Origin of the sequence: Robertmurraya mangrovi, from assembly GCF_034427655.1 — a bacterium.
Lineage (GTDB): Bacteria > Bacillota > Bacilli > Bacillales > Cytobacillaceae > Robertmurraya_A > Robertmurraya_A mangrovi.
The window spans coordinates 94,753-118,203 of the sequence record NZ_JAXOFX010000011.1 but is presented as its reverse complement, the minus strand read 5'-3'; the positions used below and the strand labels follow the sequence as shown (position 1 = coordinate 118,203).

The 23,451-nt window shown below is 35.0% G+C and carries 25 protein-coding genes and 1 other RNA gene; 18 read left to right on the top strand and 8 right to left on the bottom strand.

Features of this window, described 5'->3' with window-relative positions; translation table 11 throughout:
• The first annotated feature begins 70 nt into the window (after positions 1–70).
• The 7 genes from SM124_RS16020 to SM124_RS15990 all read left to right on the top strand — a co-directional run bounded on the left by SM124_RS16020 (position 71) and on the right by SM124_RS15990 (position 5,218).
• A complete protein-coding gene (locus SM124_RS16020; RefSeq protein ID WP_322447527.1) occupies positions 71–916 on the top strand; it encodes a ComEC/Rec2 family competence protein in 846 nt (281 codons plus the stop codon).
• A gap of 231 nt (positions 917–1,147) precedes the next feature.
• Positions 1,148–1,318 carry a YpmA family protein gene (locus SM124_RS16015; RefSeq protein WP_322447526.1) on the top strand — a complete coding sequence of 57 codons (171 nt, stop codon included), beginning with the start codon at positions 1,148–1,150 and terminating at the stop codon, positions 1,316–1,318.
• A gap of 14 nt (positions 1,319–1,332) precedes the next feature.
• Positions 1,333–1,806 carry a cell wall elongation regulator TseB-like domain-containing protein gene (locus SM124_RS16010; RefSeq protein ID WP_322447525.1) on the top strand — a complete coding sequence of 158 codons (474 nt, stop codon included), beginning with the start codon at positions 1,333–1,335 and terminating at the stop codon, positions 1,804–1,806.
• A 29-nt stretch (positions 1,807–1,835) separates the two neighbouring features.
• A complete protein-coding gene (locus SM124_RS16005; RefSeq protein ID WP_322447524.1) occupies positions 1,836–3,026 on the top strand; it encodes a pyridoxal phosphate-dependent aminotransferase in 1,191 nt (396 codons plus the stop codon).
• A gap of 204 nt (positions 3,027–3,230) precedes the next feature.
• Entirely contained in the window at positions 3,231–3,932 is a 702-nt protein-coding gene (locus SM124_RS16000) for a DnaD domain-containing protein (protein WP_322447523.1), read from the top strand.
• Between the two features lie 127 nt (positions 3,933–4,059).
• The gene (gene nth, locus SM124_RS15995) at positions 4,060–4,719 is read left to right on the top strand and encodes an endonuclease III (RefSeq protein ID WP_322447522.1); all 660 of its coding nucleotides are present in this window, start codon (positions 4,060–4,062) and stop codon (positions 4,717–4,719) included.
• Entirely contained in the window at positions 4,712–5,218 is a 507-nt protein-coding gene (locus SM124_RS15990) for a YpoC family protein (protein WP_322447521.1), read from the top strand. The genes nth and SM124_RS15990 overlap by 8 nt, the downstream gene beginning before the upstream one ends.
• Before the next feature lie 267 nt (positions 5,219–5,485).
• Here SM124_RS15990 and SM124_RS15985 read toward each other — a convergent pair whose 3' ends face one another.
• Positions 5,486–8,047, bottom strand: a complete 2,562-nt coding sequence (locus SM124_RS15985; RefSeq protein ID WP_322447520.1) for a transglycosylase domain-containing protein — start codon at positions 8,045–8,047, stop codon at positions 5,486–5,488.
• A gap of 92 nt (positions 8,048–8,139) precedes the next feature.
• Positions 8,140–8,763: a Holliday junction resolvase RecU gene (gene recU / locus SM124_RS15980; protein WP_322447519.1), complete on the bottom strand. Its 624-nt coding sequence runs from the start codon at positions 8,761–8,763 to the stop codon at positions 8,140–8,142.
• A gap of 234 nt (positions 8,764–8,997) precedes the next feature.
• On the opposite strand from recU, the gene SM124_RS15975 reads away from it, so the two are divergent.
• Positions 8,998–9,990 carry a DUF2515 domain-containing protein gene (locus SM124_RS15975; RefSeq protein WP_322447518.1) on the top strand — a complete coding sequence of 331 codons (993 nt, stop codon included), beginning with the start codon at positions 8,998–9,000 and terminating at the stop codon, positions 9,988–9,990.
• A 16-nt stretch (positions 9,991–10,006) separates the two neighbouring features.
• Here the strand turns inward: SM124_RS15975 and SM124_RS24175 are convergent, their stop codons facing one another.
• Positions 10,007–10,114 carry a hypothetical protein gene (locus SM124_RS24175; RefSeq protein ID WP_507185124.1) on the bottom strand — a complete coding sequence of 36 codons (108 nt, stop codon included), beginning with the start codon at positions 10,112–10,114 and terminating at the stop codon, positions 10,007–10,009.
• A gap of 265 nt (positions 10,115–10,379) precedes the next feature.
• On the opposite strand from SM124_RS24175, the gene SM124_RS15970 reads away from it, so the two are divergent.
• Together SM124_RS15970 and SM124_RS15965 are read left to right on the top strand one after the other, a co-directional pair.
• Positions 10,380–10,628: a hypothetical protein gene (locus SM124_RS15970; protein ID WP_322447517.1), complete on the top strand. Its 249-nt coding sequence runs from the start codon at positions 10,380–10,382 to the stop codon at positions 10,626–10,628.
• A 227-nt stretch (positions 10,629–10,855) separates the two neighbouring features.
• On the top strand, positions 10,856–11,218 hold the full coding sequence (locus tag SM124_RS15965) for a YppE family protein (RefSeq protein ID WP_322447516.1): 363 nt from the start codon (positions 10,856–10,858) through the stop codon (positions 11,216–11,218).
• Between the two features lie 53 nt (positions 11,219–11,271).
• On the opposite strand, the gene yppF is transcribed toward SM124_RS15965, so the two are convergent.
• Positions 11,272–11,472, bottom strand: coding sequence for a YppF family protein (gene yppF / locus SM124_RS15960; protein ID WP_322447515.1), 201 nt, complete (start codon positions 11,470–11,472; stop codon positions 11,272–11,274).
• Positions 11,473–11,769: 297 nt separating this feature from the next.
• Between yppF and SM124_RS15955 the strand changes: the two genes are divergently transcribed.
• Entirely contained in the window at positions 11,770–12,408 is a 639-nt protein-coding gene (locus tag SM124_RS15955) for a YppG family protein (protein ID WP_322447514.1), read from the top strand.
• Positions 12,409–12,494: 86 nt separating this feature from the next.
• Here the strand turns inward: SM124_RS15955 and SM124_RS15950 are convergent, their stop codons facing one another.
• On the bottom strand, positions 12,495–12,977 hold the full coding sequence (locus tag SM124_RS15950) for an Hsp20/alpha crystallin family protein (protein ID WP_322447513.1): 483 nt from the start codon (positions 12,975–12,977) through the stop codon (positions 12,495–12,497).
• Between the two features lie 218 nt (positions 12,978–13,195).
• On the opposite strand from SM124_RS15950, the gene hcp reads away from it, so the two are divergent.
• Complete coding sequence (gene hcp, locus SM124_RS15945) at positions 13,196–14,485, top strand: hydroxylamine reductase (RefSeq protein WP_322447512.1); 1,290 nt, start codon at positions 13,196–13,198, stop codon at positions 14,483–14,485.
• A 49-nt stretch (positions 14,486–14,534) separates the two neighbouring features.
• Here hcp and SM124_RS15940 read toward each other — a convergent pair whose 3' ends face one another.
• The 3 genes from SM124_RS15940 to SM124_RS15930 form a co-directional block, all read right to left on the bottom strand.
• Positions 14,535–15,230, bottom strand: a complete 696-nt coding sequence (locus SM124_RS15940; RefSeq protein WP_322447551.1) for a Crp/Fnr family transcriptional regulator — start codon at positions 15,228–15,230, stop codon at positions 14,535–14,537.
• 86 nt (positions 15,231–15,316) lie between these two features.
• A complete protein-coding gene (locus tag SM124_RS15935; protein WP_322447511.1) occupies positions 15,317–16,234 on the bottom strand; it encodes a peptide ABC transporter permease in 918 nt (305 codons plus the stop codon).
• Position 16,235: 1 nt separating this feature from the next.
• Positions 16,236–17,132 carry an ABC transporter permease subunit gene (locus SM124_RS15930; protein WP_322447510.1) on the bottom strand — a complete coding sequence of 299 codons (897 nt, stop codon included), beginning with the start codon at positions 17,130–17,132 and terminating at the stop codon, positions 16,236–16,238.
• A 238-nt stretch (positions 17,133–17,370) separates the two neighbouring features.
• Between SM124_RS15930 and SM124_RS15925 the strand changes: the two genes are divergently transcribed.
• The 6 genes from SM124_RS15925 to rnpB all read left to right on the top strand — a co-directional run bounded on the left by SM124_RS15925 (position 17,371) and on the right by rnpB (position 23,399).
• The gene (locus SM124_RS15925) at positions 17,371–19,647 is read left to right on the top strand and encodes a DEAD/DEAH box helicase (RefSeq protein WP_322447509.1); all 2,277 of its coding nucleotides are present in this window, start codon (positions 17,371–17,373) and stop codon (positions 19,645–19,647) included.
• 35 nt (positions 19,648–19,682) lie between these two features.
• Entirely contained in the window at positions 19,683–20,969 is a 1,287-nt protein-coding gene (locus SM124_RS15920) for a ribonuclease H-like domain-containing protein (protein ID WP_322447508.1), read from the top strand.
• Positions 20,970–21,418: 449 nt separating this feature from the next.
• Positions 21,419–21,748, top strand: coding sequence for a CotD family spore coat protein (locus SM124_RS15915; RefSeq protein ID WP_322447507.1), 330 nt, complete (start codon positions 21,419–21,421; stop codon positions 21,746–21,748).
• A 150-nt stretch (positions 21,749–21,898) separates the two neighbouring features.
• Positions 21,899–22,462, top strand: coding sequence for an SLOG family protein (locus tag SM124_RS15910; RefSeq protein ID WP_322447506.1), 564 nt, complete (start codon positions 21,899–21,901; stop codon positions 22,460–22,462).
• A 130-nt stretch (positions 22,463–22,592) separates the two neighbouring features.
• Entirely contained in the window at positions 22,593–22,895 is a 303-nt protein-coding gene (gene gpsB / locus SM124_RS15905; RefSeq protein WP_322447505.1) for a cell division regulator GpsB, read from the top strand.
• A 106-nt stretch (positions 22,896–23,001) separates the two neighbouring features.
• Positions 23,002–23,399, top strand: an RNA gene (gene rnpB, locus SM124_RS15900) — RNase P RNA component class B.
• Positions 23,400–23,451: the final 52 nt, after the last annotated feature.

Genomic DNA, 23,451 nt, shown 5'->3' with positions numbered 1-23,451 from the left:
AAACGAGATTGAAATAGGATAAAATTTTTGCGAATAACACATTCTATATAGATGTATAGGAGGAATTAATATGAAGGTGTTGTTCGCTCTGTTGCTTTCTTTTACAAACTGGTATTATATTCCATCAAACTCATCTGTCCCTGTTGAAGTAGAGAAAATTGATTTGAATTTAAAAACCAATGAGCTAGCAGTCACTTTTTTATCTCTTTCAAACGGCGAATCCATATTAATCCAACACTCAAATGGTGAAAACATTCTTATAAACACAGGTGGTAGTGGAACTGAAGAAGAATTAAGGAAGTTATTTGAATTATACAATGTAAACAAGATCTCCACTGTTATCTTAACAAATGTAGCTGCAAATAGTGAAAATTTATCTTGGGTGCTTCAAAATTATGATGTAAAGCAAATGATTGCTGGAGGATCAACCATCAAACATTTTGAAACGTTTTTAAATAAAGATGAGGATGTAAGTTACCATATCTGGTCGAGCGGTACAAAACAACAAATACTTCCAGGGTTAAATACTGAAGTTTTATTTGAAGGTAATGGGGAAAATGAAGGAATGGATTTATCCATTCAATTTTTAAGGCATCGACTCCTTATTATGACCTCTTCTAGTGATAGGGCGATGACAAAGTTATTAACACAGCAATTAGCAGATGTAAACATTGTAAAAATTGCTGATTTTGCAAGAGAGAACGTTATAACTGATGAATTAATTAAGCATATTGACCCGCAAATAGCGATTGTATTTCATTCAAAAATAGTGAAACCAAGCTCTGATCTTTTTAAAAGTCTTCAAGCAGCATGGATTGACGTTTACTACACAAAAAAGCATGGTACGGTAACTATGAAATTTACTGATGTTAATTATGAAGTGATTACGATTTCTAATAATGGTGAACTAAACTAAAACTAACCCCTAATCGTTCATTCGAATAAGTCTCTAAAAAAGCCGTGCTAAGATAGCACGGCAACATGTGTGTGTGGACAGAAAGATTTTATGTTCAAAATGGTTAATTAATCTAGAATTAACTGTTATAATATTCGTTAAGAATTCTTAATGTTACTTATATTTATTGTAACCTCATACAGTGAACCTATAACTAACAAATATTGTAGAGATTATTAAGGAGGATTTATCGTGGAAAGCAAGATTGAAGTGATTTCAACAGTTACTATTAAAAATAGTCCTGACTTATATAAAGTGGTTGATGTTTTGAATCGATCATTGAAACATAGAGACTTAATGTTTGGTTTAGCACTGGACAAAGAAGATCAAGAAAAAGCAGTTTTTACAATATATCGTACATAAGTGGTGTATAATTCTTGAAAAAATGGATTGTTATAATCAGTATACTTGTTGTCATAATGATCGGCCTTTCCATAAATGTTTACTTAAATGCAACGAAGCCTTTAAAAGTTGCAGAGCGAAAAGCTGAGCAAATAGCCTTGGAACATACTTCACTTGTCTCATATAATGATTTTAACGTTTATAATGGCTCTACCTCTTATTATGTTTTAAAAGGAAACAATGATAAGGGGGAGAAAATAATCGTTTGGATTCCTGAAAAGGAAGGGAAGATACTTGTAAAAAAAGAAGAAGATGGGATAACAAAAAAAGAAGCACTTCAAAAGCTTTATAATGAAAAAGACCCTCAGGAGGTTTTATCCGTACGTTTAGGTATGGAAAACCAAGTACCTTTATGGGAGATTTATTACAAAACAGAAAATAATTTAATTAACTACTACTGGGTTCATTTTGAGTCTGGGGAAATGCTTAAGGATATTCAAAATTTATAAGTTATTAATATAATTTGGGGGCAACTTATATGAAAAATCAGTTAGCAGAAAGAGTTAAAGCTCTAACTCCTTCATCAACTTTAGCTATTACAGCAAAAGCAAAGGAATTGAAAGCACAAGGCCACGATATCATTGGCTTAGGAGCGGGAGAACCTGATTTTAATACACCACAACATATTCTAGATGCTGCGGCGGCTTCTATGAATGAAGGACAAACGAAATATACTCCTTCAGCTGGTCTGCCAACATTGATTAAAGAAATAGCTGAAAAATTCAAAAGAGATCAAGGTATTGACTATAGTGCAAAAGAAATCCTTGTAGCAAACGGAGCAAAGCATGCCCTTTATACTTTATTTCAGGTAATTTTAAACGAAGGGGATGAAGTTATTATCCCAACACCTTACTGGGTAAGTTACCCTGAGCAAGTAAAACTAGCAGACGGTGTACCTGTTTACATTGATGGACTAGAGAAAAATGATTTTAAGATCACACCCGAACAATTAGCTGGTGCTATTACTGAGCGTACTAAAGCAGTAATTATCAATTCACCAAGTAATCCTACAGGTATGCTTTATACAGAAGATGAATTATTAGCTCTAGGTAAAGTATGTCTTGAAAAAGGAATCCTAATTGTCTCTGATGAAATTTATGAAAAACTTGTTTATGGAGAGCATAAGCATGTTTCCATTGCTCAGTTGTCTCCTGAATTAAAAGAACAAACCATTATAATCAATGGTGTATCTAAATCACATTCGATGACTGGGTGGAGAATTGGTTACGCTGCAGGAAATAAAGAAATCATTGAGGCAATGACAAATCTTGCTAGTCATAGTACATCTAATCCAACGACTACTGCACAATTTGCTACCATTGCAGCCTATTCTGGAACTCAAGAACCTGTAGAACAGATGAGAGTAGCTTTTGAAGAAAGATTAAATATTATTTATGATAAACTAGTTGCTATCCCTGGTTTTTCTTGCGTTAAACCACAAGGGGCATTCTATTTTTATCCAAATGTTAAAGAAGCTGCAAACTTATCCGGTTATGAAAATGTCGACCAATTTGTTGAAGGCTTATTAGAAGAAGCATTAGTAGCTGTTATCCCGGGTTCCGGCTTCGGTACACCAGACAATATCCGACTATCCTATGCCACTTCGTTAGAGCAATTAGAAGCAGCTGTTGAGAGAATGCATCAATTTGTTGTAAGTAAAATGAAATAATTTCGGATTTTATACGTGAATTGAGCGAGCGGAATGTCCTATTGGTGGGCTTTCCGCTTTGTATTGCTTGTAAGTTTTCGGAACGTATAATATTGGGCTATTAAACTGACTTTTTCTTTCAAAATTAGTTATGTTATTGGTAATAGCTTCGAGTTACTTAGGAAACCTACTTCATGATATACTAGTACTTGAGGTGTGTTCACAATGAAGGAAAATCTAATTCAATGGTTCAATGAAGGAAATATTACTTTTCCAAGTGCATTATTAACTTTTTATAAACAAATGGGTATAAATGAAGAGGAGCTAGTCCTGTTACTACATGTATTCTCCTTTCAAGAAAAAGGGAACGAATTTCCAACCCCAAGTGAAATATCCTCAAGAATGACAATATCACTAACACAATGTTCAGATATGCTTCGTAGATTAGTTCAAAAAGGCTTAATTGAGATTCAAGATGGACATTCATATGATGGGATACGATTTGAGAAATATTCATTACAACCACTTTGGGAGAAACTGATTGAACAATTTTTAATGAATACAAAAAATAAATATATTGAGAAACAGCAGCAAGAAGAAACCGATTTATATACTTGCTTTGAACAAGAATTTGGTAGACCATTATCTCCATTTGAATGTGAATCATTAGCTATGTGGATGGATGATGATAGACATGATCCTATCATTATTAAGTCGGCATTGAGAGAAGCTGTTATCTCAGGTAAATTAAATTTTAGATATATTGATCGGATTTTATTTGAGTGGAAACGAAATGGAATAAAGACGATTGAACAAGCTAAAAATCATGGGAGAAAAATTAGGCAGCACCAGCCTCAACAGAGAGAAAAGAAAGAAGAGGTACCACAAACAAAAAATGTCCCATTTTACAACTGGCTTGAACAATAGTATGTTAGGAGTGGAGAGAGAAGTTGTTCTCTCTTTTTTCAGTTAGTTTTATAAATAGTAAGGAATATTAAGAATCACTTAATAGACGAATTTTATTGAGAAATTTATTAGGTAGAAGGTGAATTACATGTTAAATAAGGAGCAAGTTAGGTTTTGTTTAGATACAATGGGTGAGATGTTTCCTGATGCACATTGTGAACTTGTCCATTCGAATCCGTTTGAATTAGTTATCGCAGTAGCACTTTCTGCTCAGTGTACAGATGCTCTAGTGAATAAAGTAACGAAAAATCTATTTCAAAAATATAAAACACCAGAAGACTACTTGAATGTATCAATTGAAGAACTTCAAAATGATATAAGGTCAATAGGTTTATATAGAAATAAAGCAAAGAATATACAAAAACTTTGTGAGTTGTTAATTAATGAATATAATGGTGTAGTACCAAAAGATAGGGATGAGTTGACAAAATTACCGGGGGTAGGAAGAAAAACGGCTAATGTAGTTGTATCGGTTGCCTATAATATCCCTGCTATAGCCGTTGACACACACGTTGAAAGAATAAGCAAGAGGCTAGCCTTCTGTCGATGGAAGGATTCTGTTTTAGAGGTTGAGAAAGCTTTAATGAGAAAAGTACCGGAGGATGAATGGTCAGTAACTCATCATCGATTAATCTTCTTCGGTCGTTATCATTGTAAGGCACAAAATCCTCAATGTGAAATTTGTCCACTATTGGACCTATGTCGTGAAGGGAAAAAGAGAATGAAAGGTAAGAGTAAGAATGACTAGGCTCTTTTTACCACAGAAACTTTCTAATCCTTATTTTTTCCCCGACAAAGAATTGAATTGGAACCTAGAAGATGGAGAAGCCATAAATTTTCAACAACCATTTATGTATGAACTTGCCTATTATTGTAATATATCTATGCTTCAGCCCTGGAATTCAATTGAAGAGACGATTCCTTGTCTAATAGAAGAATGGAAGCTGCTTAAAGATAAAGTAGAGCAGTTATTTAAAATGAGGAATACAAAGGAAGTAACTGAACCGATGAAACAGGGAATTGCTCTTTTTATTCAGCTGTTACATTGGAGCAATGGATTACCAGTATGTCTGTCTCCTATTCAATATGAACAATTGACAATAAAACCAGTTAATGTAAAGGAAAGATTAGAGTTTATTTTATCTAGACCCCATCTTTACCATTCATTTATACAATTAGTAGAATTGATGACGGAGATGGAGAAACAATGGTTTAAAGTAGTGGCTATAAATAAAGCAAAGCAATAAAAAAAGTCTAAGCTCGTGGCTTAGACTTTTCTGTCGTTTAGGAATAAAATACTTCGCATTGTGGATAACTCTATAACATTGAGTGTCCCCGTCCAGCTCCAGCGCCTAGCCCCTCGAGGGAATAAATTAAAAGCCATTTATTCCTCGGTCAAATAACCTTCAACCCTAAAAGTCGAAAACCAGACTTTTAGGGCTGAAGAACATTTGCTTGTCGGGGCTGACCGAGGCGCTTGCGCTTTTGTTCATTAAAGTAGAATTTTTCAGCTATTAATTATTATCCGTATCTTCATCATCTGTACTTCCATCGTCATCTGTAGTACCATGATCCCCAGTACTATCATCACCAGTGCCAGTATCACCGCTACCATTATCACCAGTATCACCGCTACCAGACTCACCACTACCAGTTTCACCACTGCCAGTATCAGTCTCTGTACCGTCTTCGCTTCCTTCACCTATATCTTCTTCAGTGGTAGGGTCAGCTATTTCTAATGTGGTAGTGGCTGGGTCACTCTTCATTTCTTCCCGAATCGCAACGACTTTAAAGCTATAGAATCCTACATATTCTACAGGAATACTTACAGACTTTTCTGTAGTTGTTATTAACAATTGCTCATTTCCGTCATTTAGAGCACCATAAACTTCAAATTGTACTCCATCTCCACCCTCATGTTGCCATGATAAGCTGATTTCGTTAGAAGCTTCAAGAAATTCTGCCTTTAACTCGCTTGGCATTTCAAGCTTATCAAATTTCTCGGAAACTTCAGTTGGAATATTGCCTTTAACTGCATATTCATTTAAAACTTGATCAGGTGGAGTAAATTCACTAGCAAGCTTAGCTGGCATCGTTCCTTTTTCGATTTTTACCTTTTCCACGCTATTTGGCATGGTAAAATCTTCTGTATCCCCAGCCGAAACTTGCTGAATTAAGTTTTTAAATAAGTCTTGAGAAATTTTTTGTTCAGTACCAATTAAATAATTCTTATTAGGGTTTGCGTATCCAGTCCAAACCGCTGCCGTATAGTTTGGCGTATAGCCCACGAACCATGAATCAGGAACCGCTCCCCAAGGAATGTTATGCTTTTCTCTAACTGCCTTGTCATAATTAGTTGTCCCAGTTTTCCCAGCTATATGCTGTCCAGGTACATTAGCTCTTGTACCAGTTCCCCATTGTACAACACTCTTAAGCATATCAGTAACCATAAATGCAGTGTAGTCTTGCATTGCCACTTTTGTTTCAGGCTTCAGATTAAGTTTTGTACCGTCTCTTAGTTCCACTTCAATAACCGAATAAGGTTCAGTGTATAGGCCATTATTTCCAAATGCGCTGTATGCACCAGCCATTTCAAGAGAAGATACCCCTTTATCATGCTTACCACCTAGACCACCGATTGAGTAGGCTTCATGTATTTCTTTTAAAGGAATTCCTATACCGTTAGCGAACGTTTTTGATTGTTCTAGTCCAACAGCTTGCATGGCTTGTAATGCAGGAACATTTCGAGATAATGCTAAGGCTGTTCTCATGGTCATTGGTCCCATATGTTTATTATCCCAGTTATTAATTGGTTGACCCGTTGAGTATTTATAAGGTTTATCATCTAACATGTGATAAGTACCCCATTTTAAATGCTCAATGGCAGGACCATAATCTAAAATCGGCTTGATAGTAGAACCAGGTTGTCTTTTCGAATCAGTAGCAAAATTAAAACCAAAATCACCTTTTCTATTTCGCCCTCCGCCTAGTGCTCTTATTTCACCAGTCTTAGTATCTAGAAGAGTGATTCCAGCTTGGAATTTATTATCAGGGAATTGTACTCCTGCGTTCCCAGCTAATAAGTTTTCAACGTGATCCTGTGCTTTTCTATCTAAGGTAGTATAAATTTTTAAACCGTCAGAAAAAGGATTTAAATCAGGATATTTCTTCTTAATTTCTTTAATTACTTGCCCAATAAACGCATCATAAGGGATATCCCCTGTTGGTCTATCTTCTTCTTTTACTAGGGTAGAAACCACATCAACACTCTTGGCTTCTTCTAATTCTTCTTTTGTAATAAATCCATGTCTATTCATCAAGGTTAGAACGATATTTCTACGCTTTTCTGCCTTTTCCGGATATTCAAAAGGGTTGTAGTTGGCTGGACTTTGTGGCATACCGGCAAGTAAAGCAGCTTCAGCTAAAGTTAATTCATCTAGCTCCTTACCGTAGTAGACCTTTGCTGCAGTGGCCACCCCATGACCACCAGCAGCCATCCAGATTTTATTCACGTACATTTCAAAAATTTCTTGTTTCGTATATTTTCTTTCTAGCTGGAAGGATAACCAAGCTTCCTGTGCTTTTCGTGAAATCGTTTTTTCATGTGAAAGAAATGAATTTTTTACTACTTGCTGTGTAATTGTACTAGCACCTTCCGAACCGAAGCCATCCGTAATATTGGCAATAACTGCACCACCTAATCGAATGACATCTATCCCATTATGTTGATAGAAACGTGAGTCTTCAACGGCAATGAATGCATTTTCAACCATTTTCGGTATGTCTTCATAATCGACATAATCTCTTTTAACAGAACCGATTTCAGTAATCGTTTCCTTATCCATATCAAAAACTTCAGAAGAAATAGGATCTTTTAATAACTTTTCATCTAATTTTGGAGCATCTTTTACCATAAAAGCAAAAGTAGCAACGCCAGCAAGCATACCTACAATTCCAAGAACAACAAGAGTTAGAAAGGTCTTTTTAACTAAGCCTTTAGATTTCTTTTTCCCTTTGTTTTTAGAATGTTGCTGTTGCTTCCGACGCTCCTCTCTTGATTGTGTTTTATCTGCCATATTTGTAACATCCTTTCTAACAGCTAAGCAAAAATAATGATTAAAGGATCCATACCTTGCGACTTTTTCTACGTTAATCCTTAATTAATATTCTAGTATGAACTAGGATTATAAAGATAATCTATTATTCTTATATAGTCAATTCTCGGCTGAAAACCTAAAGGAATTGAATGACCATATTCAATAATTTCCTCTTTCGTAATTGATTTTCTCCCACCCGTATTCATTCTGTTCCAAAAATGTAGTAAATGTTTGGCTTCAATTAAATACACTTCTTCAGTCGTGGAAAATCTAATAATGACAAAACAAATTCCATTTTGTTCAATCACCTGTTCCATATGCTGAATTTGATGTTCATGAAAATTTTTTAAAGGGAATGAAGTTTCATGCTTTGTTTCCTTAGCCTCAAAATCAATATATCTTCCCTTATAGACCCCGTTATAGTCTGTGGTTGACGCTTGTTTAAAATAGGCTTCCTTAATAACAGCTGCACTTCTTTTCGGGTAATCTACTTGGACAATTTGAACAGGGGTCGGCTTCTTATGAATAACCGCAATTTGACGCTCAAGGTAATAGGCGTTCGTATCATTTAAATCTTCCTCAAGTGTCATCCCTCTATTTCCGTAGGTTCCGTCTTTGTCTTTTGTCTTTTTGATGCTTGTTGTTTTTTGTTGCAGCGGAATAAACTTCTTTCCGTTTGGGTAATGAAATTTCATCTAGACACCTCACAAACTATTAACTATCATAACACGTTAACAGTCTTTTGTTGAATAAGGCTCTTTTCTTAAAACTTTAGGTAGCTGTTACTTTTATCAATACCCATGAAAAAATATGTTTTCACTTGTCTTCCTTGATTAATAACCAGGATCATTAAAATGGCCATATCGTATAAAAAAACTTAGTTATGAAATTCTAAATAGAAAGTATGTGAGAGGAACGAATCACACATTATGTTAATAAACTCATTATATTCTGAGAAAGAAATCATTCAAATGATTGAAAAGGAAACTTTTCTCTACAATAAAGATAATATTTCTAGAACAAATCGATATTTTTCCTATTATAAACAGCATAAAAATATTGTCTGGTCCTTTTTAGCGAGTATGGTTTCCCGTAATGCTGGTTATAACATGTGTGACTTAGAAGGTGCCGTCTTTCCCAAATTACTTAAACCTAATTTTAGAGAGCGATTATTCTTAACATATGAAAGAGCCAATTGGTTAATATTCCAGGATGCATTTCCACAGTTACTCCTCTATCATTATTCGACGAAAATAAATCGTCCAATGTTTCACTTATTAAAATATTTTCATGTTTCTTCTTTTATGGAAAGGGAATGGAACTTTTATTGGACTCATAGGGACGATCTTAGATTAATGTACGCATTAATAATAAATGAACAAAACGTAATCCAAAAACCGGTTATGCAACATCCTATTTATAAAAAACGAGTATTCCATTCAATGTTGTTCTCTCTTCAAGACTGGTTCCATTTCAGCGCTGTATTATTTCCGACCTGTAGTGGTCAATTGTTTGGGGCGAGTGTAAATGGCTTTCGGTCCGTTGATAAGAGAATTGATTTAGGAAAAAGGTTAGCAGACATTTTATTCAATCCTAAAAATTACCCTAGCATTTTTGAATTTGCGGAAAAAACTAAGCACACTGGTTCGAGGGGAGATTATGAACAATATTTAGAAAAAAGGCCAACCACTACTACCCCATATCTACGTGCCACGTTTCCGGTTGTCAAACACCACATTAGTGAATATAGGGATTGGTCAAAGGAAAATAAAACGAAGCAGAAGTGGTTTTCTCGAAAAATAAATCATCGCCATCCTATACGTATCACAAAATGGTATGAAAAAAAGCAGCTGGAAATACACCTAGCTGCGAGTGTAAATGATTGTATAAATCTAATGCTACACAATAAAAAGCAAGGGTAGCCCTTGCTTTTTATACTTAAGTAGAAGGGCGATCTGGACCTTCTAACTTCTTGTCACCATAACCAGGCTTTTTCTCTTCATTTTTACTAGGTTGAACATTGTTCTTTTTTTCCTCTTGTTTCATCACTAACACCTCCAACTTTAGTTTGTTCAGGCAAATAAACTTTCATTCGCTGCAGCAATTGTTCAAGCATATTACTGATGTCGAATTGTTGGGGTTATTTTGAAAAATATTACTTTCTTTGCCGAATTACTTCTAGTTTTGTCAAGCATGAAGGAACCGTATATAAAAGGGCGAAATTATCTCTTGAACAACTAAACAAAATTAAATTTTTAATTAATAAAAATAAAATGAATAACATTGATTGGATTATAAGGAGGAGTTATAAGTGGAGAAAAGAGTAAATAAGGAAGAATTATTATCCATGCTTACGGAGATTTACGATCAACTTGAGGAATTAGAACAGACACTAGAGGAAAACCTTTCAGACCGTAGACAAAGTTTAATAGAAGAACAAATGTCAAAAGTATCAAATTGTGAAACTAAAATTGTTAAATTTGAAAATAGCTTAAACTCAAAAACAAAGGCTGCCCCAAAACCATTAAGAAGAGAAATTGGCCAAAGTATTTTTGCTTAATTCTACTCTTATAAAACTTGTCCCTTAGTCCACACATACATGGAAATCAACGGGTATAATCACGCACTCCAACAAGAATAAGATTTTTTAGCACGTACAAAATGGATGTACGTGCTATTTCACATACAAGCACATTACTTTAAAGAGATAAATACTTTTGTTAAAATTTAGTGAACCTTGAAATACTAATGTTCAATATCATTGAATTTGGAAAGGAAATAATGATTATGGAAACAAACATTAAGCAACTTACAATAATAATTTTAGAATACACAGAAGTATTTTTAAATAAATTTACTTACGCTAAGGAAAACGGTACAAAAGGAGATTTTTTTCATGAGGTGAAACCCTTTGCTGATGAAGTTAAGCTAGTAAATGATCAGTGGAAAGACGTAGCGACTAAATGGGTCCTCCAGACAAGACCGAAAAACATTTATGTAAAGCAAATTGAATCAACACACGAACAAATTGAGACTCTCTCGATCCAAGCTTTTTACTCTGATACAAGTCGAACAAGATTTATTAATTACTTACAATCTGTACAATACATCCTAAAAGTACTATTGGCTGAACTTGAAAAAAGAGAATAAATACATCGTTATAAATTTAGTTACAAAAAAACTCCACTAGGGAGCTTTTATGATTAACTTAAGCAATTTTCTTTTTCATCTTTAGGAAGCTCTGCACCATAGGCTTCTAGTTCACAAACCACTTTTCTGTATTGGCTAATAGAAATTTCATTACAAACATATGCCTTCTTAGCAAAGTCTAATAATTCGTTTGGATTTTCAGTAGTATAGTTTCTAATTTTCATAAACATTTCTTTTAGTTCGTGAACTTTCATACGTACTCCTCCTCACTTGTTTTACGAGTTGCTTGGGTGATAGACTCCGATGATGTTTTGTATCCTATTTATATCGTATCATGAATAAAAATATATCTCTGTTTTTATAAAATTGAGACTTCCGACAGTATTTCCTACTGTTAGACAAAGTCAAAAAAATAGGGATTTTCAGAAAAAATTTTTGACCATAAATATTGATCAGTAAATGGCAGCATATAAAAAACTCCCTCTTTATTCACCGAATAGGCTAATGATTCATAAGGTGTAGTAGCGAAGAAATAAGGAGGATGTTTGCCCATGTTTGGCCGAAAAAAAGTACATTTTTTTCCACAACAGTCTCCCTACAATGTTTATGGAGATAACGCGAGTTCCTACTATCCAAACAATCATAATGTGAGGCAACAACCTATCCCACAGTTAAATGGTAATCAACAGTGGAGCGGGTATCAAAACGTGAATCCATATCAAATGCCTTCTATGAACCAGTCTAATAATTACTTAGGTTATATGAATGGAATGCCGAATTCTCTACAACCTTTTTCGGGAAACTACCCTTCATACCCATCATTTATGGGTAACTTTAATGGGTTCCAAGGGGAAGGGAATGTTGAGTCATTCTCCCAAAATGCGAATAAGAAGAAATCTAATACTCAGACAATCTATCAAAATCCGTTGCAGCAAATAGAGGAATCTTATTCGGGACCAAGTAATAATCCTGCATTCTTAGGCAATAACATTCCATATATGAATCCATATCCGAAACAGTCTGCCTTTCCAAGACCCCCATCAGGGATGCAGTCTATCTTAAATTCTTTTAAAACACAAGATGGAAATTTAGATTTTAATAAGATGGTGGATACGGCTGGACAAATGATGAATGCATTCACGCAAGTTTCCTCGATGGTAAAAGGGATAGGTGGTATATTTAAAGTTTAATTATTATTCATTACACATTACAAAGTAAAACAAGAAGAAAAGCGGCTACCCAAAGCCGCTTTTTCTATGTGTATAGAGAGGTTACTCTAAATCTGATCTAATATGTCAATTTTCTTTCCTTTTTGTTTAGGGATACGAACTTTAAGTAAACCATCTTGATACGAGGCTTTTACTTTTTTTTCGTTAATAGGGTGGGTCAAGCTTACTGTTCTAGACATTTGCTGGAAAGTTTGTTTTCTTCGATACGTTTTATTAATGTCATCTTCTTCTGTAATGATTTCTCCATTCTTTACTGATATCGTTAAGTAATTGCCTAGCACATCGATATGAATATTCTCTCTTTTAATTCCCGGTAATTCAGCTGTCACAATATGTTCATTTTCCATTTCTACTACATCTAAAGGGAAGGACGATATAGGAGGAAATGGAGTTTTGAAGAACTCGTCGATACTTTGTAATATTCCTTTAACCGGTTTCTCCTGAAAAAAATCATTCATTGTTCTTATTAAATCTCCAAAAGGCTCATTTCTGTCTCTTTTATTAGGGCCGTTAGAAAGGTTTTTAGACATACATTTAAGCTCCTCTCAGGTCAGATTAATTCCCTATACGATATTCAATCTTTTACTAAGGGTGCCTAGTAATTTTCATGTTTTTGCTTTTTTGAATGTCTTTTGAAGAGAATATGAACGTTTTTTGACAATCCAACTGGTTGTGATGTACATCACACCTTTTGCATCAAGAGCGAGTTATGCTGTTAACAGAAATTGATTGAAAGAGGGGATCTAACATGTTCTGTTATCAATGTGAACAAACGCCAACAGGGGGATGCAAGGTCGTTGGTGTGTGTGGTAAAGATGAGACAATTGCAAGTTTACAAGACACCATTATTTTTGGTCTAAAAGGTATTGCTGCTTACCGTACCCATGCAAATCAATTAGGATATACTGATCCATTTGTCGATGCTACTACTCATGAAGCTTTATATCTGACTTTAACGAATTCAAACTTTAACGTTCAAGAACATATTGAAATGGCCATGAAAGTAGGTCAATCAGCCGTTCGTATGATGGAAGTATTAGATGAAGCTCATACGAAACTTTTAGGTATTCCAGAACCGATCCGTGTATCACAAAACAAAATTGAAGGTAAGTGTATCATCGTTACTGGCCATAACTTATTTGCTTTAGAGCAATTATTAAAGCAAACGGAAGGAAAAGGTATCAATATTTATACACACTCAGAAATGTTACCGGCACACGGATATCCGGCTTTAAAGAAATTCCCTCACTTAAAAGGAAACATCGGAAAAGCTTGGTATGATCAACGTCGTTTATTTGAGAAGTTCCCTGGTGCAATACTCGCAACAACAAACTGCGTGATGCCAATTAAAGGTTCATATGCGGATCGCATGTTCTCTTACGAAGTTGCTGGTCTTGAAAATGTGTTGAAAATTGAAAATGATGATTTTTCTCCATTAATTGAGAGAGCACTAGAATTACCTGAAGCAAATATTGATTCAGAAGAAACTTTATTAACTGGCTTCCACCATGAAACGGTTCTTGGTTTAGCACCAGAGGTAATCGCTGCTGTCAAAGAAGGAAAAATCAAACGTTTCTTTGTTATTGCTGGTTGCGATGCTCCAGGTAAAGGTGGAGAATACTACCGTGAACTAGCAACTTCTTTACCACCGGAAACGGTTATTTTAACAACTTCATGTGGGAAGTTCCGCTTTAACGATGTGGATTATGGAGTGGTTCCAGGTACAAATATTCCTCGTTATATCGATTTGGGGCAATGTAATAACTCTGGTTCGACTGTAAAAATTGCAAAAGCATTAGCAGATGCTTTCGAATGTGAAATAAACGAACTACCTGTAAGTATCGTTCTATCTTGGTTTGAACAGAAAGCAGTCGCGATACTATTAGGATTATTTCGTTTAGGTATTAAAGATATTCGTATTGGACCAAAGCCGCCAGAATTTATTTCTGAAGGGGTTATGAATGTTTTACAAGAGACATTTAATTTAAAATTAATTGGTACTGCACAAGAAGATATGGAAGAAATGCTAAACTTATAAAAATAGTGAAAAGCCGCTGTCAGTTAATGACAACGGCTTTTTCATATACTTATTTTAAAAGCTCATCCAATAAAACGGAGGGAATAAAGGTTAGTTCCCCGTTAGAATCTACTTCTATTAACTCGTCTTTTTTCATTTTGGTTAAAGTACGATTTACCGTTTCCCTAGTCGTACCAATCATGTTAGCTAAGTCTTTATTCGTAAACTCACCTTTTAGTTTAAAAGATCCATCAGGCTGTTCTTTCCCATGTATTTTCCCTAGTCTAACTAATAGTTTAATGATCTGTTCATACGTATTATTCAAAATCTGAGATTCAAGTCTGTCTTGAAGATCCACAATTTTTTCACCCAGTACTTTAAATACTTTTATACTGAGTTCAGGGTTTTCAATTAAGACCTTTTCAAATTCTGAGATCGGTAAAATTACTAAAGTTGCTTGGTCCATCACCTCGGAATTAGCTGGATAGCCTCCTTTACGGAAAAAACCAACGTGAGGAAACATTTCCCCTTTCTTTAAAATCGCAACAATTTGTTCTTTTCCATTCAAATCGCTCTTATATATTTTTATTTTTCCGTCATAGATAAAATATACATTTTCAAGAGGTTCCTCTTGTATAAAAATATGGCTACCTTTTGGATAGTGTCTTGATATACTGACACGAACCATTTTTTCTAACTCAGCTTCATTTAAGCTCTTAAACAGTGAAAACTCTTTTAGGACACTTTTAATTTTGTCATCTTTCAACATATCCACCTCAATGTATATCCCCAAACTTTTGTTGAAATGAGAGGGTAACTACTCATTATTATTACACAGATCATACCTAGAACTTAAATATAATTAATTTTTCTATTAAAGAACTTTTGTAAACCTTGTGAAAAAATATTAAAGGTGAAAATAGTGTATGTCATAGCCATTGCTGCAAAGAATGGGATCCAGATAGGACCACGGATATCTTCAAAAGCCTTCATTAACATCATCGGCCAAGTATAAGAATCGTTTACTATAATCCAGTCTCCTGTCTCAATCTGAATAAGATCTTGAGAGATGAATATACCAACAAAACCTAATTGAGCTAGTAAAAACATCACTTTTCCTAAGTCAGTTACCATATACACAATTAGCTTAGAATATAGAAGTGGTAAATAATATAATTTTAGTAATGTAAATCCTGAAGCACCAGCTGCTATCCCACCATTAATATATTCCCTTGAAGAAATATCACTAAATTCTAACTTAATCATTTCAGATGCACGTCCAACTTCCACGAATGCAACAATAAGTAATAATAGATAGGGTCTATATTCAGTTGTTAAGATGGGTGGAAGCATAGCTATTAGAATAACAACAACAATAGTTGGAATATAGGAAAACAGCCCATTTAACCAATTTAGTAAAGCATTAGCTCCTAAAAGCTGTTTGTGAGCTAAGTATGCTAAAGGAATTGAGATAGCGTAACGAAGGACGGTTATCATAATTACGAGTATTAAAGTTTCTTTCGCTCCTAAAATAATTAAGCTCAGTAAGTCCCTACCTTGTTTGTCCGTTCCAAATAGATGTTCTTCAGAAGGTGGATAAGGAGGGACAACCGGCTTCCTATTTTCATCGAACACATAAAGAATGGTTTTTAGTTCTTTATCTACGAAAGGTAAGTATGGCGCAATAAATGCGAAAAAGGCTAACAAGAGTATCATAGACAACCCTATGATAAACAAATAGTGATTTTTAATAAAAGAACGAATTTGCATGTTAAACACCTGCCTTAGTAGGGACTAAAATGTGTTTAATCGTTTGAGTAATAACGATTGTTAAAAACATGATAAATAGGAAAGGCAGCATAAGCGCAAAAGCACTTATATGGTTAGATGCTAGAATACTTTCAAGCATTTTTATCCCCGCTCCTTTGTAACCAGCTAATTTCTCAATAATAGGCAAACTGGATAATATATAGAGCATAATGAACTGGCCTTGATTTAAAATAGTTGTCCAGCTATTCCAAAGCATGTGGATGAGAGCTTTCTTTGTTCCAAGACCTTTCGAATAAACCGTTCGTAAATATTCCTGGCCCATTTCCTTTTCTAAAGCAGCGGAAGTGATTTTTACCATATGAATAAAAGGAAAAATAGTAATCGATATGAGCGGAATAATAAAGGTATACCACTGATCATTGCCGTATAAGCTAAAATGAGGAAAGCCTTTTTGGATTAAAAGAATAAGAACATATTGTATCGTCATAAATAGAAAAAAATCTGGGAAGGAAGAAAAGAACCAAGAAAAGAAAGCCTGGATTTTCCCTCTTTTTTTCTCTCGATAATAAAATTGTAAAACCCCAAAAAAGGTTCCAAATACTAGACTGAATAAGAATGCAGGGAGTATAATCTTTAAACTTCTACCTAAAAGTATTTGTGTTTCTTCCAATATAGGAACCCCAGTATAAGAATCGCCGAAGCCCTTTTCATTTTTTAAATGTGTAAAGAACTCATTAATGTTTCCTTTGTAATGATTAAATGTAAAGGGATACTCTGCTTCTATATGGAAGGGTGATATGACTGTTATTTCCTTCTCCTTAGGTAATAACAGTATGAGTAAGAACCCAGTAACTATTAGAATAAAGACAAAGAATGTTTTAAGAATTTGTACAAACATATAATACCTCCTCTTGTCAGAATATTATAAACTTACATAATAGTACAATAGTAATATTTACAAATATTTCAAAAAAAGTCAAATTAGTCATCTTAAAATAGATAGATTAGTAGCAATGGGTGGTCTATTGGTAGAAAAAAGTAATATAAAAAGTCTTTTTAATCGAACGTTCATTCGATATTATATATATAGGTTCTTTATATCTATATGAGGAGCCGAAATATCCTGAGGTGAGAACATGAACGTTCGTAAAAATTTGCAAGAATTCTTAAAGCAATTAAAAATAGAGGATACGTTTAAAGAAAATATTGTACATTGGCAGACAATTGAGGAAAAAGAAGCAAAGACAGAAGAACTGCCAAATTCTATACACGAACAATTGAGAAAGACCCTTCAAAACCGGGGGATTAATCAGTTATATACTCATCAAAAGTCTGCATTCGAAGCAGTACAGTCTGGAAAAAGTATAGTAGCAGTAACTCCTACAGCATCAGGGAAGACACTTTGTTACAACCTTCCAGTCCTACAATCTATCGTCCAAGACCCACGAACTAGAGCATTGTATATTTTTCCAACAAAGGCTCTTGCTCAGGATCAGAAGAGCGAGATTAACGAAATTATCCAAGAATCTGAACTTAACATAAATAGCTATACGTACGATGGAGACACTCCTGCAAATATTAGAGAGAAAGTAAGAAAAGCCGGTCATGTTGTTATCACGAACCCGGATATGCTTCATTCAGCCATTCTCCCGCATCATACAAAATGGGTCTCCTTATTTGAAAACTTAAAATATGTTGTAATTGATGAATTACATATTTATCGAGGTGTTTTTGGAAGTCATGTAGCTAATGTGATACGCCGACTCCGTCGAATTTGTAATTATTACGGGAGTAATCCAATCTTTATTTGTACATCAGCAACCATTGCGAACCCATTAGAACTGGCAGAAAATTTAACAAACTGCAAAATGCAGTTAATAGACAATAATGGTGCCCCTAGTGGAAAAAAGCACTTTTTATTTTACAATCCACCTATCGTAAATAAGCCACTAAATATAAGAAGAAGTGCAACTCTAGAAGCAAGAAAGCTCGCTGGTACACTTTTAAAAAATAAGATTCAAACGATCGTATTTGCAAGGAGTAGGGTGCGCGTTGAAATACTATTAACTTATTTACAAGAGTTAGTAAAATATCAATTAGGTCCCAAAGCGATTAGAGGCTATCGAGGCGGGTACTTACCTACTGAACGAAGAGACATTGAAAAAGGCCTTAGAAATGGTGATATTTACGGAGTCGTGAGTACAAATGCCTTAGAATTAGGAGTTGATATTGGTCAACTTCAAGTGTGTATTATGACTGGCTACCCTGGTTCCATTGCTAGCTCTTGGCAGCAGGCTGGAAGAGCAGGTAGGAGGCATGGGGAGTCACTCGTTATTTTAGTTGCCAGCTCAAGCCCTCTTGATCAATATATTATTCAAAACCCTGATTACTTTTTTAATAGAAGCCCAGAAACAGCTAGAATTAACCCAGATAACTTAATTATTTTGATTGACCATATAAAATGTGCAGCCTTTGAGCTTCCTTTTAAAAAAGGGGAGCAATTTGGTTCTCTAGAAACAGAGGAAGTACTCGATTATCTTGTAGAAGAGAGAGTACTGTTTCAAAACGGAGATAAATGGTATTGGATGAACGATGCCTTCCCTGCTCATAACATTAGTCTTCGTTCGGCTTCACAAGAAAACGTCATTATCATTGACCAATCTAATGTTGCTAAGGCTAAGGTAATTGGGGAAATGGATCGTTTCTCTGCGATGACTTTATTGCATGAAGAGGCAATATACCTCCATCAAGGAACACAATTTCAGGTTGAAAAACTAGATTGGGAAGAGAAAAAGGCATTTGTAAGAGAAGTCGATGTAGATTATTTTACAGATGCCAATTTAGCTGTAGAGCTGAAAGTCTTAGAGATAGACAAAAGTCGAGATGTAAAAGCTTCGCAAATTGGCTATGGGGACGTAAGTGTTACGGCAAAAGCAACCATATTTAAGAAGATTAAATTTGAAACCCATGAAAACATTGGTTCCGGTCCTATTTATTTACCCGAAGAGGAACTGCATACTAGCTCTTCATGGATATCATTAAATAGAGAGTTAACAGACTTGACCGAAGAACGTCTAGAACAGGGGCTAGTTGGAACAGCACATGCTTTAAAGCATATTGCTCCACTTTTTGTAATGTGTGATTCTCAAGATATCCATGTTGTCCCACAGGTTAAAGCTATGCACAATGAAAAACCAACCATCTTTTTCTATGACCGTTATCCCGGTGGAATTGGTTTAAGTGAAAAAATTTATAATGGCATTGAGAATGTATTAAATGAAGCTCGCGGAATGGTTAAGCAGTGTCAATGTGATTCAGGTTGCCCTTCGTGTGTTGGATCAGATACTACATCCGAAACGGCCAAAAGAGATGTTTTAAGTATCTTAAATATGTTTTATCAGGCCGCGATATAAAAAGTCGAATTAATTAACTCCTAAGGGAGGTGGAAATGGTGTCTTTAAAAAATAAGCTTAATCGGTTAAAGCCATATATGAGTAATGACTCTACGACAAGCATGATGAGTGACGAAAAACAGAAACCAATTGAAAAGAAAAAACAGAAACCAATTGAAAAGAAAGGGAACATTCCCTTTCTAACTGAATGGGAAACGTTTGGTGTAAGCCCTTTTTATGTAGGAGAGGAGTACTGTCTCGTTCGAGAAGTAAAATATCCACTAGAAATGCAATATGGAAAATATAGATTATCTGAATTTATAGATGCAATAGAGGCTTGGAATAACACGAGTTATACACATCCTCTTTCTGCAAAGGGATTTCGTCCGGATCAACTCTTTTTCTTTGATACAGAAACAACAGGCCTTGGTGGTGGAACAGGTAATACCATTTTTCTGCTCGGACATGCTAGCTTAATGGAAGACCATATCGTCTTAAAACAGCATATTCTACCCCATCCAGGCGCAGAGGTTCCTTTATATACTAGCTTTTTAGAAAGTGTTGATTACGAAAATCTTGTTACATATAATGGGAAAGCTTTTGATTGGCCCCAAGTAAAAACAAGACATACTCTTATTCGAGATCATGTGCCAAAGCTTCCATCTTTCGGACATTTTGATTTATTTCATGCAGCCAGAAGATTATGGAAACATAAACTAGAGCGATTAAAGCTCTCTATAGTAGAAAAAGAGGTTTTAGATATAAAAAGGGTGGATGATGTTCCAGGCTTTTTAGCCCCTATGATTTATTTTGATTTCGTCGAACGTAAAGATCCAGAAGGAATGATGGGGATGCTAAAACATAATGAAATGGACATTTTATCTCTTATCACCTTATACACTCATTTAACCTTTCAACTGCTTTCATTGGACGATAATCAGACAGTAAAAGAAAAGTATGAGGTAGGCCGTTGGTATGCGTATATTAAAGAGTCTAAAGCTGCCAAAGAGACCTTCTCCCAAATATCCAATGGACAAGAAATGGATGCGGTAAGAGCAAAATTTGAACTGGCCATGCAGTTTAAAAGGAGTGGAGATTTGGAGCAAGCTATTGAATTATGGGAAAACATAAGTCAATTGCAATGTCCATTATCAGCCTTTCATTCTTGTATAGAACTTGCAAAAGTCTTTGAGCATAAAAAGAGAGATGTACTGTCAGCCATTGAATTCACTGAAAAAGCGATTTCTTTACTTGCTAACCATAACTTATCGATAAAGACAGATGAAGTTGAAAAAAGAATGATCCGTTTAAAGAGAAGGTTAGGAACATCCCAGTCTCTTTAACGTCTAAAAAGATAGGATAAGCGTGAGGATTTCAACATAAAACTGTCACAAAATGTTCATATTACAAATGGGTTAAATCCACTATTTCCTAGTTGTCTGTACCTCTGTGTAGCTGTAAAATGTAGAGTTGTACGGTTGATTAATGGAAAGGCGAAATTCTTATGTAATGAGCCTTAAAATAGAGGAGTGTAACGAGTTTTATGTATAAGGCAATATTATTTCTATTTTTCCTTATGGTTTGTTTAACAGCGTTTATCCTAACAAGTATGAAAGATAATTTCTACACATTTTTTTAATTAGACATTTTTAAATAGATGATTTTATAGTGGTAAAATATAACAAGTGAAAAACATTATAAAATTAGGTGTTTTAATTAGTACAAGATTCCCCTCCCTATCATAGGCTGTTAATGTAAAAACAAAACAACTATTTGAAGGGAGATTGTTTATATGCATTGCAGACCAACAAATATTTTACCAGCGGTTGTTCATCCAACAAAGTGCTGTGTAAATCATACTTTTACTAACAACATTGTGCCTCACATTCATCCGAGCCATACTACAACGGTGAATCATATTCACTATCAAAACCAACACAGCTTCCCACACACTCAATCAGTAGTAAATGAAGTATCAACTTCAAACGTGGTGGTTCCTCCAGGACCAGTACCTTTCGGTGGTCCAGCAGCTGGCCCAGGATTTGGGGCAGGCCCAGGATTTGGAGCAGGTCCTGGATTCGGCGCTGGCCCAGGATTCGGTGCTGGCCCAGGATTTAGGTAAGTATTTATTTTGGCAAGGGTTAAACATTTAACCCTTGCTTTCTCATACAAAGGCTTTGTCTAAAACAAAGCTAGGAGCAATAATTTTATATTTAAGAGCCATAAAAAAATATAAAAATACATATAAATGAAATGGGGTTTCAAGAGAAGTTTGGCTAAAGTTGCTGTAGTATCGGGATATAAGCCATATGAATTAGGAATATTTAAACAAAATGAACCTAGTATCTACTATATAAAGTTAGCGATTAGAAAGAAATTAATTAGTTTACTTGAGGAAGGACTAGAGTGGGTTCTAATCAGTGGCCAATTAGGTGTTGAACTTTGGACTGCAGAAATTGTTTTTGACTTGCAGATGGAAGGATATGAATATTTACAGCTTGCTGTTATTACTCCATTTTTGCAACAAGAAGACAAGTGGAGCGATACAAATAAGGAATGGTATGAATCGGTCCTTGCTCAAGCAGATTATATTGATTCTGTTAGTAAAAAAGGATACGAGAAGCCTTGGCAATTTCGTATGAAAAATCAATTCCTAATCGAAAAAAGTGACGTATTAGTTCTCTTATATGATACCGAAAAAGAAGGCAGTCCAAAATTTATGTATGAAATGGCCATGTCATACAAACAAAATAAAGATTACGAACTACAATTAATTGATTTTTATGAATTGCAGTTAGCAGTAGAAGAAGAACAACTAAAGAAACAAGGGTTTTAGAGAGAAATAACTCGAAGGACCACTGTTTTTTACAGTAAAAATATTTGGCCTTGCAGAAAGATAAATTGACAAAACTGCATATTTTTGAAAAAATGTTATTAATGATTGTTCGAATATCGAGGTGAGTAATTTGTTATCCGATAAAATTAATTTAACAGCGAAAGATATCCTAGAAAAAGAGTTTAAAACGGCTATGCGTGGATATAAGCCTGAGGATGTAGATAAGTTTTTAGATTTGGTTATAAAGGATTATGAGGCAATGCATCAAGAATACGATGAACTTCTTCAAGAAAACGCGAGATTAAAGAAGCAGCTTGATGAATCTTCTAGACGCCCAGCAACACCACAAACAGCAGGAACTACAAACTTTGATATACTAAAACGCTTATCAAATCTAGAGAAACATGTATTCGGTAGTAAGTTATACGACTAAAATTCATTGCTGAATATGTTGAGTTAACATAATCTGTAATATTTTCTAGTTTATTACCATTGCTATTCAACTTCCGATTACATATAATAAGAATGTATCGTTAATAGCGTTCGGGTAATCGCTGCAAGAAGCTTTGCGACTTGTAGAGGAAAGTCCATGCTCGCACGAGCTGAGATGCTCGTAGTGTTCGTGCCTAGCGAATTCATAAGCTAGGGCAGCTAGGCTTTGGCTTGGCTGACGGCAGGGAAAATGCCTAAGTCCTTTGGATATGGCATGAATACCTTTAAAGTGCCACAGTGACGGAGCCTATTTAGAAATGAATAGGGTGGAACGAGGTAAACCCCACGAGCGAGAAACCCAAATGATGGTAGGGGCACTTTCTCTTAGGAATTTGAACGAGGAGAAGGACAGAGTGAATTTTCATTCTGTAGATAGATGATTACCACCGGAGTACGAGACGAATAGTCGTTTGTAGTACAAAGGAACAAAACATGGCTTACAGAACGTTATTAACAATAGTATGAGTGTTATTATTTAGCTCTCCTTGAGGAGAGCT

Excerpts from the sequence above, each read along its gene's own strand:
- SM124_RS16020 (WP_322447527.1), top strand. The coding sequence starts at position 71 with ATGAAGGTGTTGTTCGCTCTGTTGCTTTCTTTTACAAACTGGTATTAT.
- SM124_RS16005 (WP_322447524.1), top strand. The coding sequence starts at position 1,836 with ATGAAAAATCAGTTAGCAGAAAGAGTTAAAGCTCTAACTCCTTCATCA.
- SM124_RS16000 (WP_322447523.1), top strand. The coding sequence starts at position 3,231 with ATGAAGGAAAATCTAATTCAATGGTTCAATGAAGGAAATATTACTTTT.
- nth (WP_322447522.1), top strand. The coding sequence starts at position 4,060 with ATGTTAAATAAGGAGCAAGTTAGGTTTTGTTTAGATACAATGGGTGAG.
- SM124_RS15990 (WP_322447521.1), top strand. The coding sequence starts at position 4,712 with ATGACTAGGCTCTTTTTACCACAGAAACTTTCTAATCCTTATTTTTTC.
- SM124_RS15985 (WP_322447520.1), bottom strand. The coding sequence starts at position 8,047 with ATGGCAGATAAAACACAATCAAGAGAGGAGCGTCGGAAGCAACAGCAA.
- recU (WP_322447519.1), bottom strand. The coding sequence starts at position 8,763 with ATGAAATTTCATTACCCAAACGGAAAGAAGTTTATTCCGCTGCAACAA.
- SM124_RS15975 (WP_322447518.1), top strand. The coding sequence starts at position 8,998 with ATGTTAATAAACTCATTATATTCTGAGAAAGAAATCATTCAAATGATT.
- SM124_RS24175 (WP_507185124.1), bottom strand. The coding sequence starts at position 10,114 with ATGAAACAAGAGGAAAAAAAGAACAATGTTCAACCTAGTAAAAATGAA.
- SM124_RS15965 (WP_322447516.1), top strand. The coding sequence starts at position 10,856 with ATGGAAACAAACATTAAGCAACTTACAATAATAATTTTAGAATACACA.
- yppF (WP_322447515.1), bottom strand. The coding sequence starts at position 11,472 with ATGAAAGTTCACGAACTAAAAGAAATGTTTATGAAAATTAGAAACTAT.
- SM124_RS15955 (WP_322447514.1), top strand. The coding sequence starts at position 11,770 with ATGTTTGGCCGAAAAAAAGTACATTTTTTTCCACAACAGTCTCCCTAC.
- SM124_RS15950 (WP_322447513.1), bottom strand. The coding sequence starts at position 12,977 with ATGTCTAAAAACCTTTCTAACGGCCCTAATAAAAGAGACAGAAATGAG.
- hcp (WP_322447512.1), top strand. The coding sequence starts at position 13,196 with ATGTTCTGTTATCAATGTGAACAAACGCCAACAGGGGGATGCAAGGTC.
- SM124_RS15935 (WP_322447511.1), bottom strand. The coding sequence starts at position 16,234 with ATGCAAATTCGTTCTTTTATTAAAAATCACTATTTGTTTATCATAGGG.
- SM124_RS15930 (WP_322447510.1), bottom strand. The coding sequence starts at position 17,132 with ATGTTTGTACAAATTCTTAAAACATTCTTTGTCTTTATTCTAATAGTT.
- SM124_RS15925 (WP_322447509.1), top strand. The coding sequence starts at position 17,371 with ATGAACGTTCGTAAAAATTTGCAAGAATTCTTAAAGCAATTAAAAATA.
- SM124_RS15920 (WP_322447508.1), top strand. The coding sequence starts at position 19,683 with ATGGTGTCTTTAAAAAATAAGCTTAATCGGTTAAAGCCATATATGAGT.
- SM124_RS15915 (WP_322447507.1), top strand. The coding sequence starts at position 21,419 with ATGCATTGCAGACCAACAAATATTTTACCAGCGGTTGTTCATCCAACA.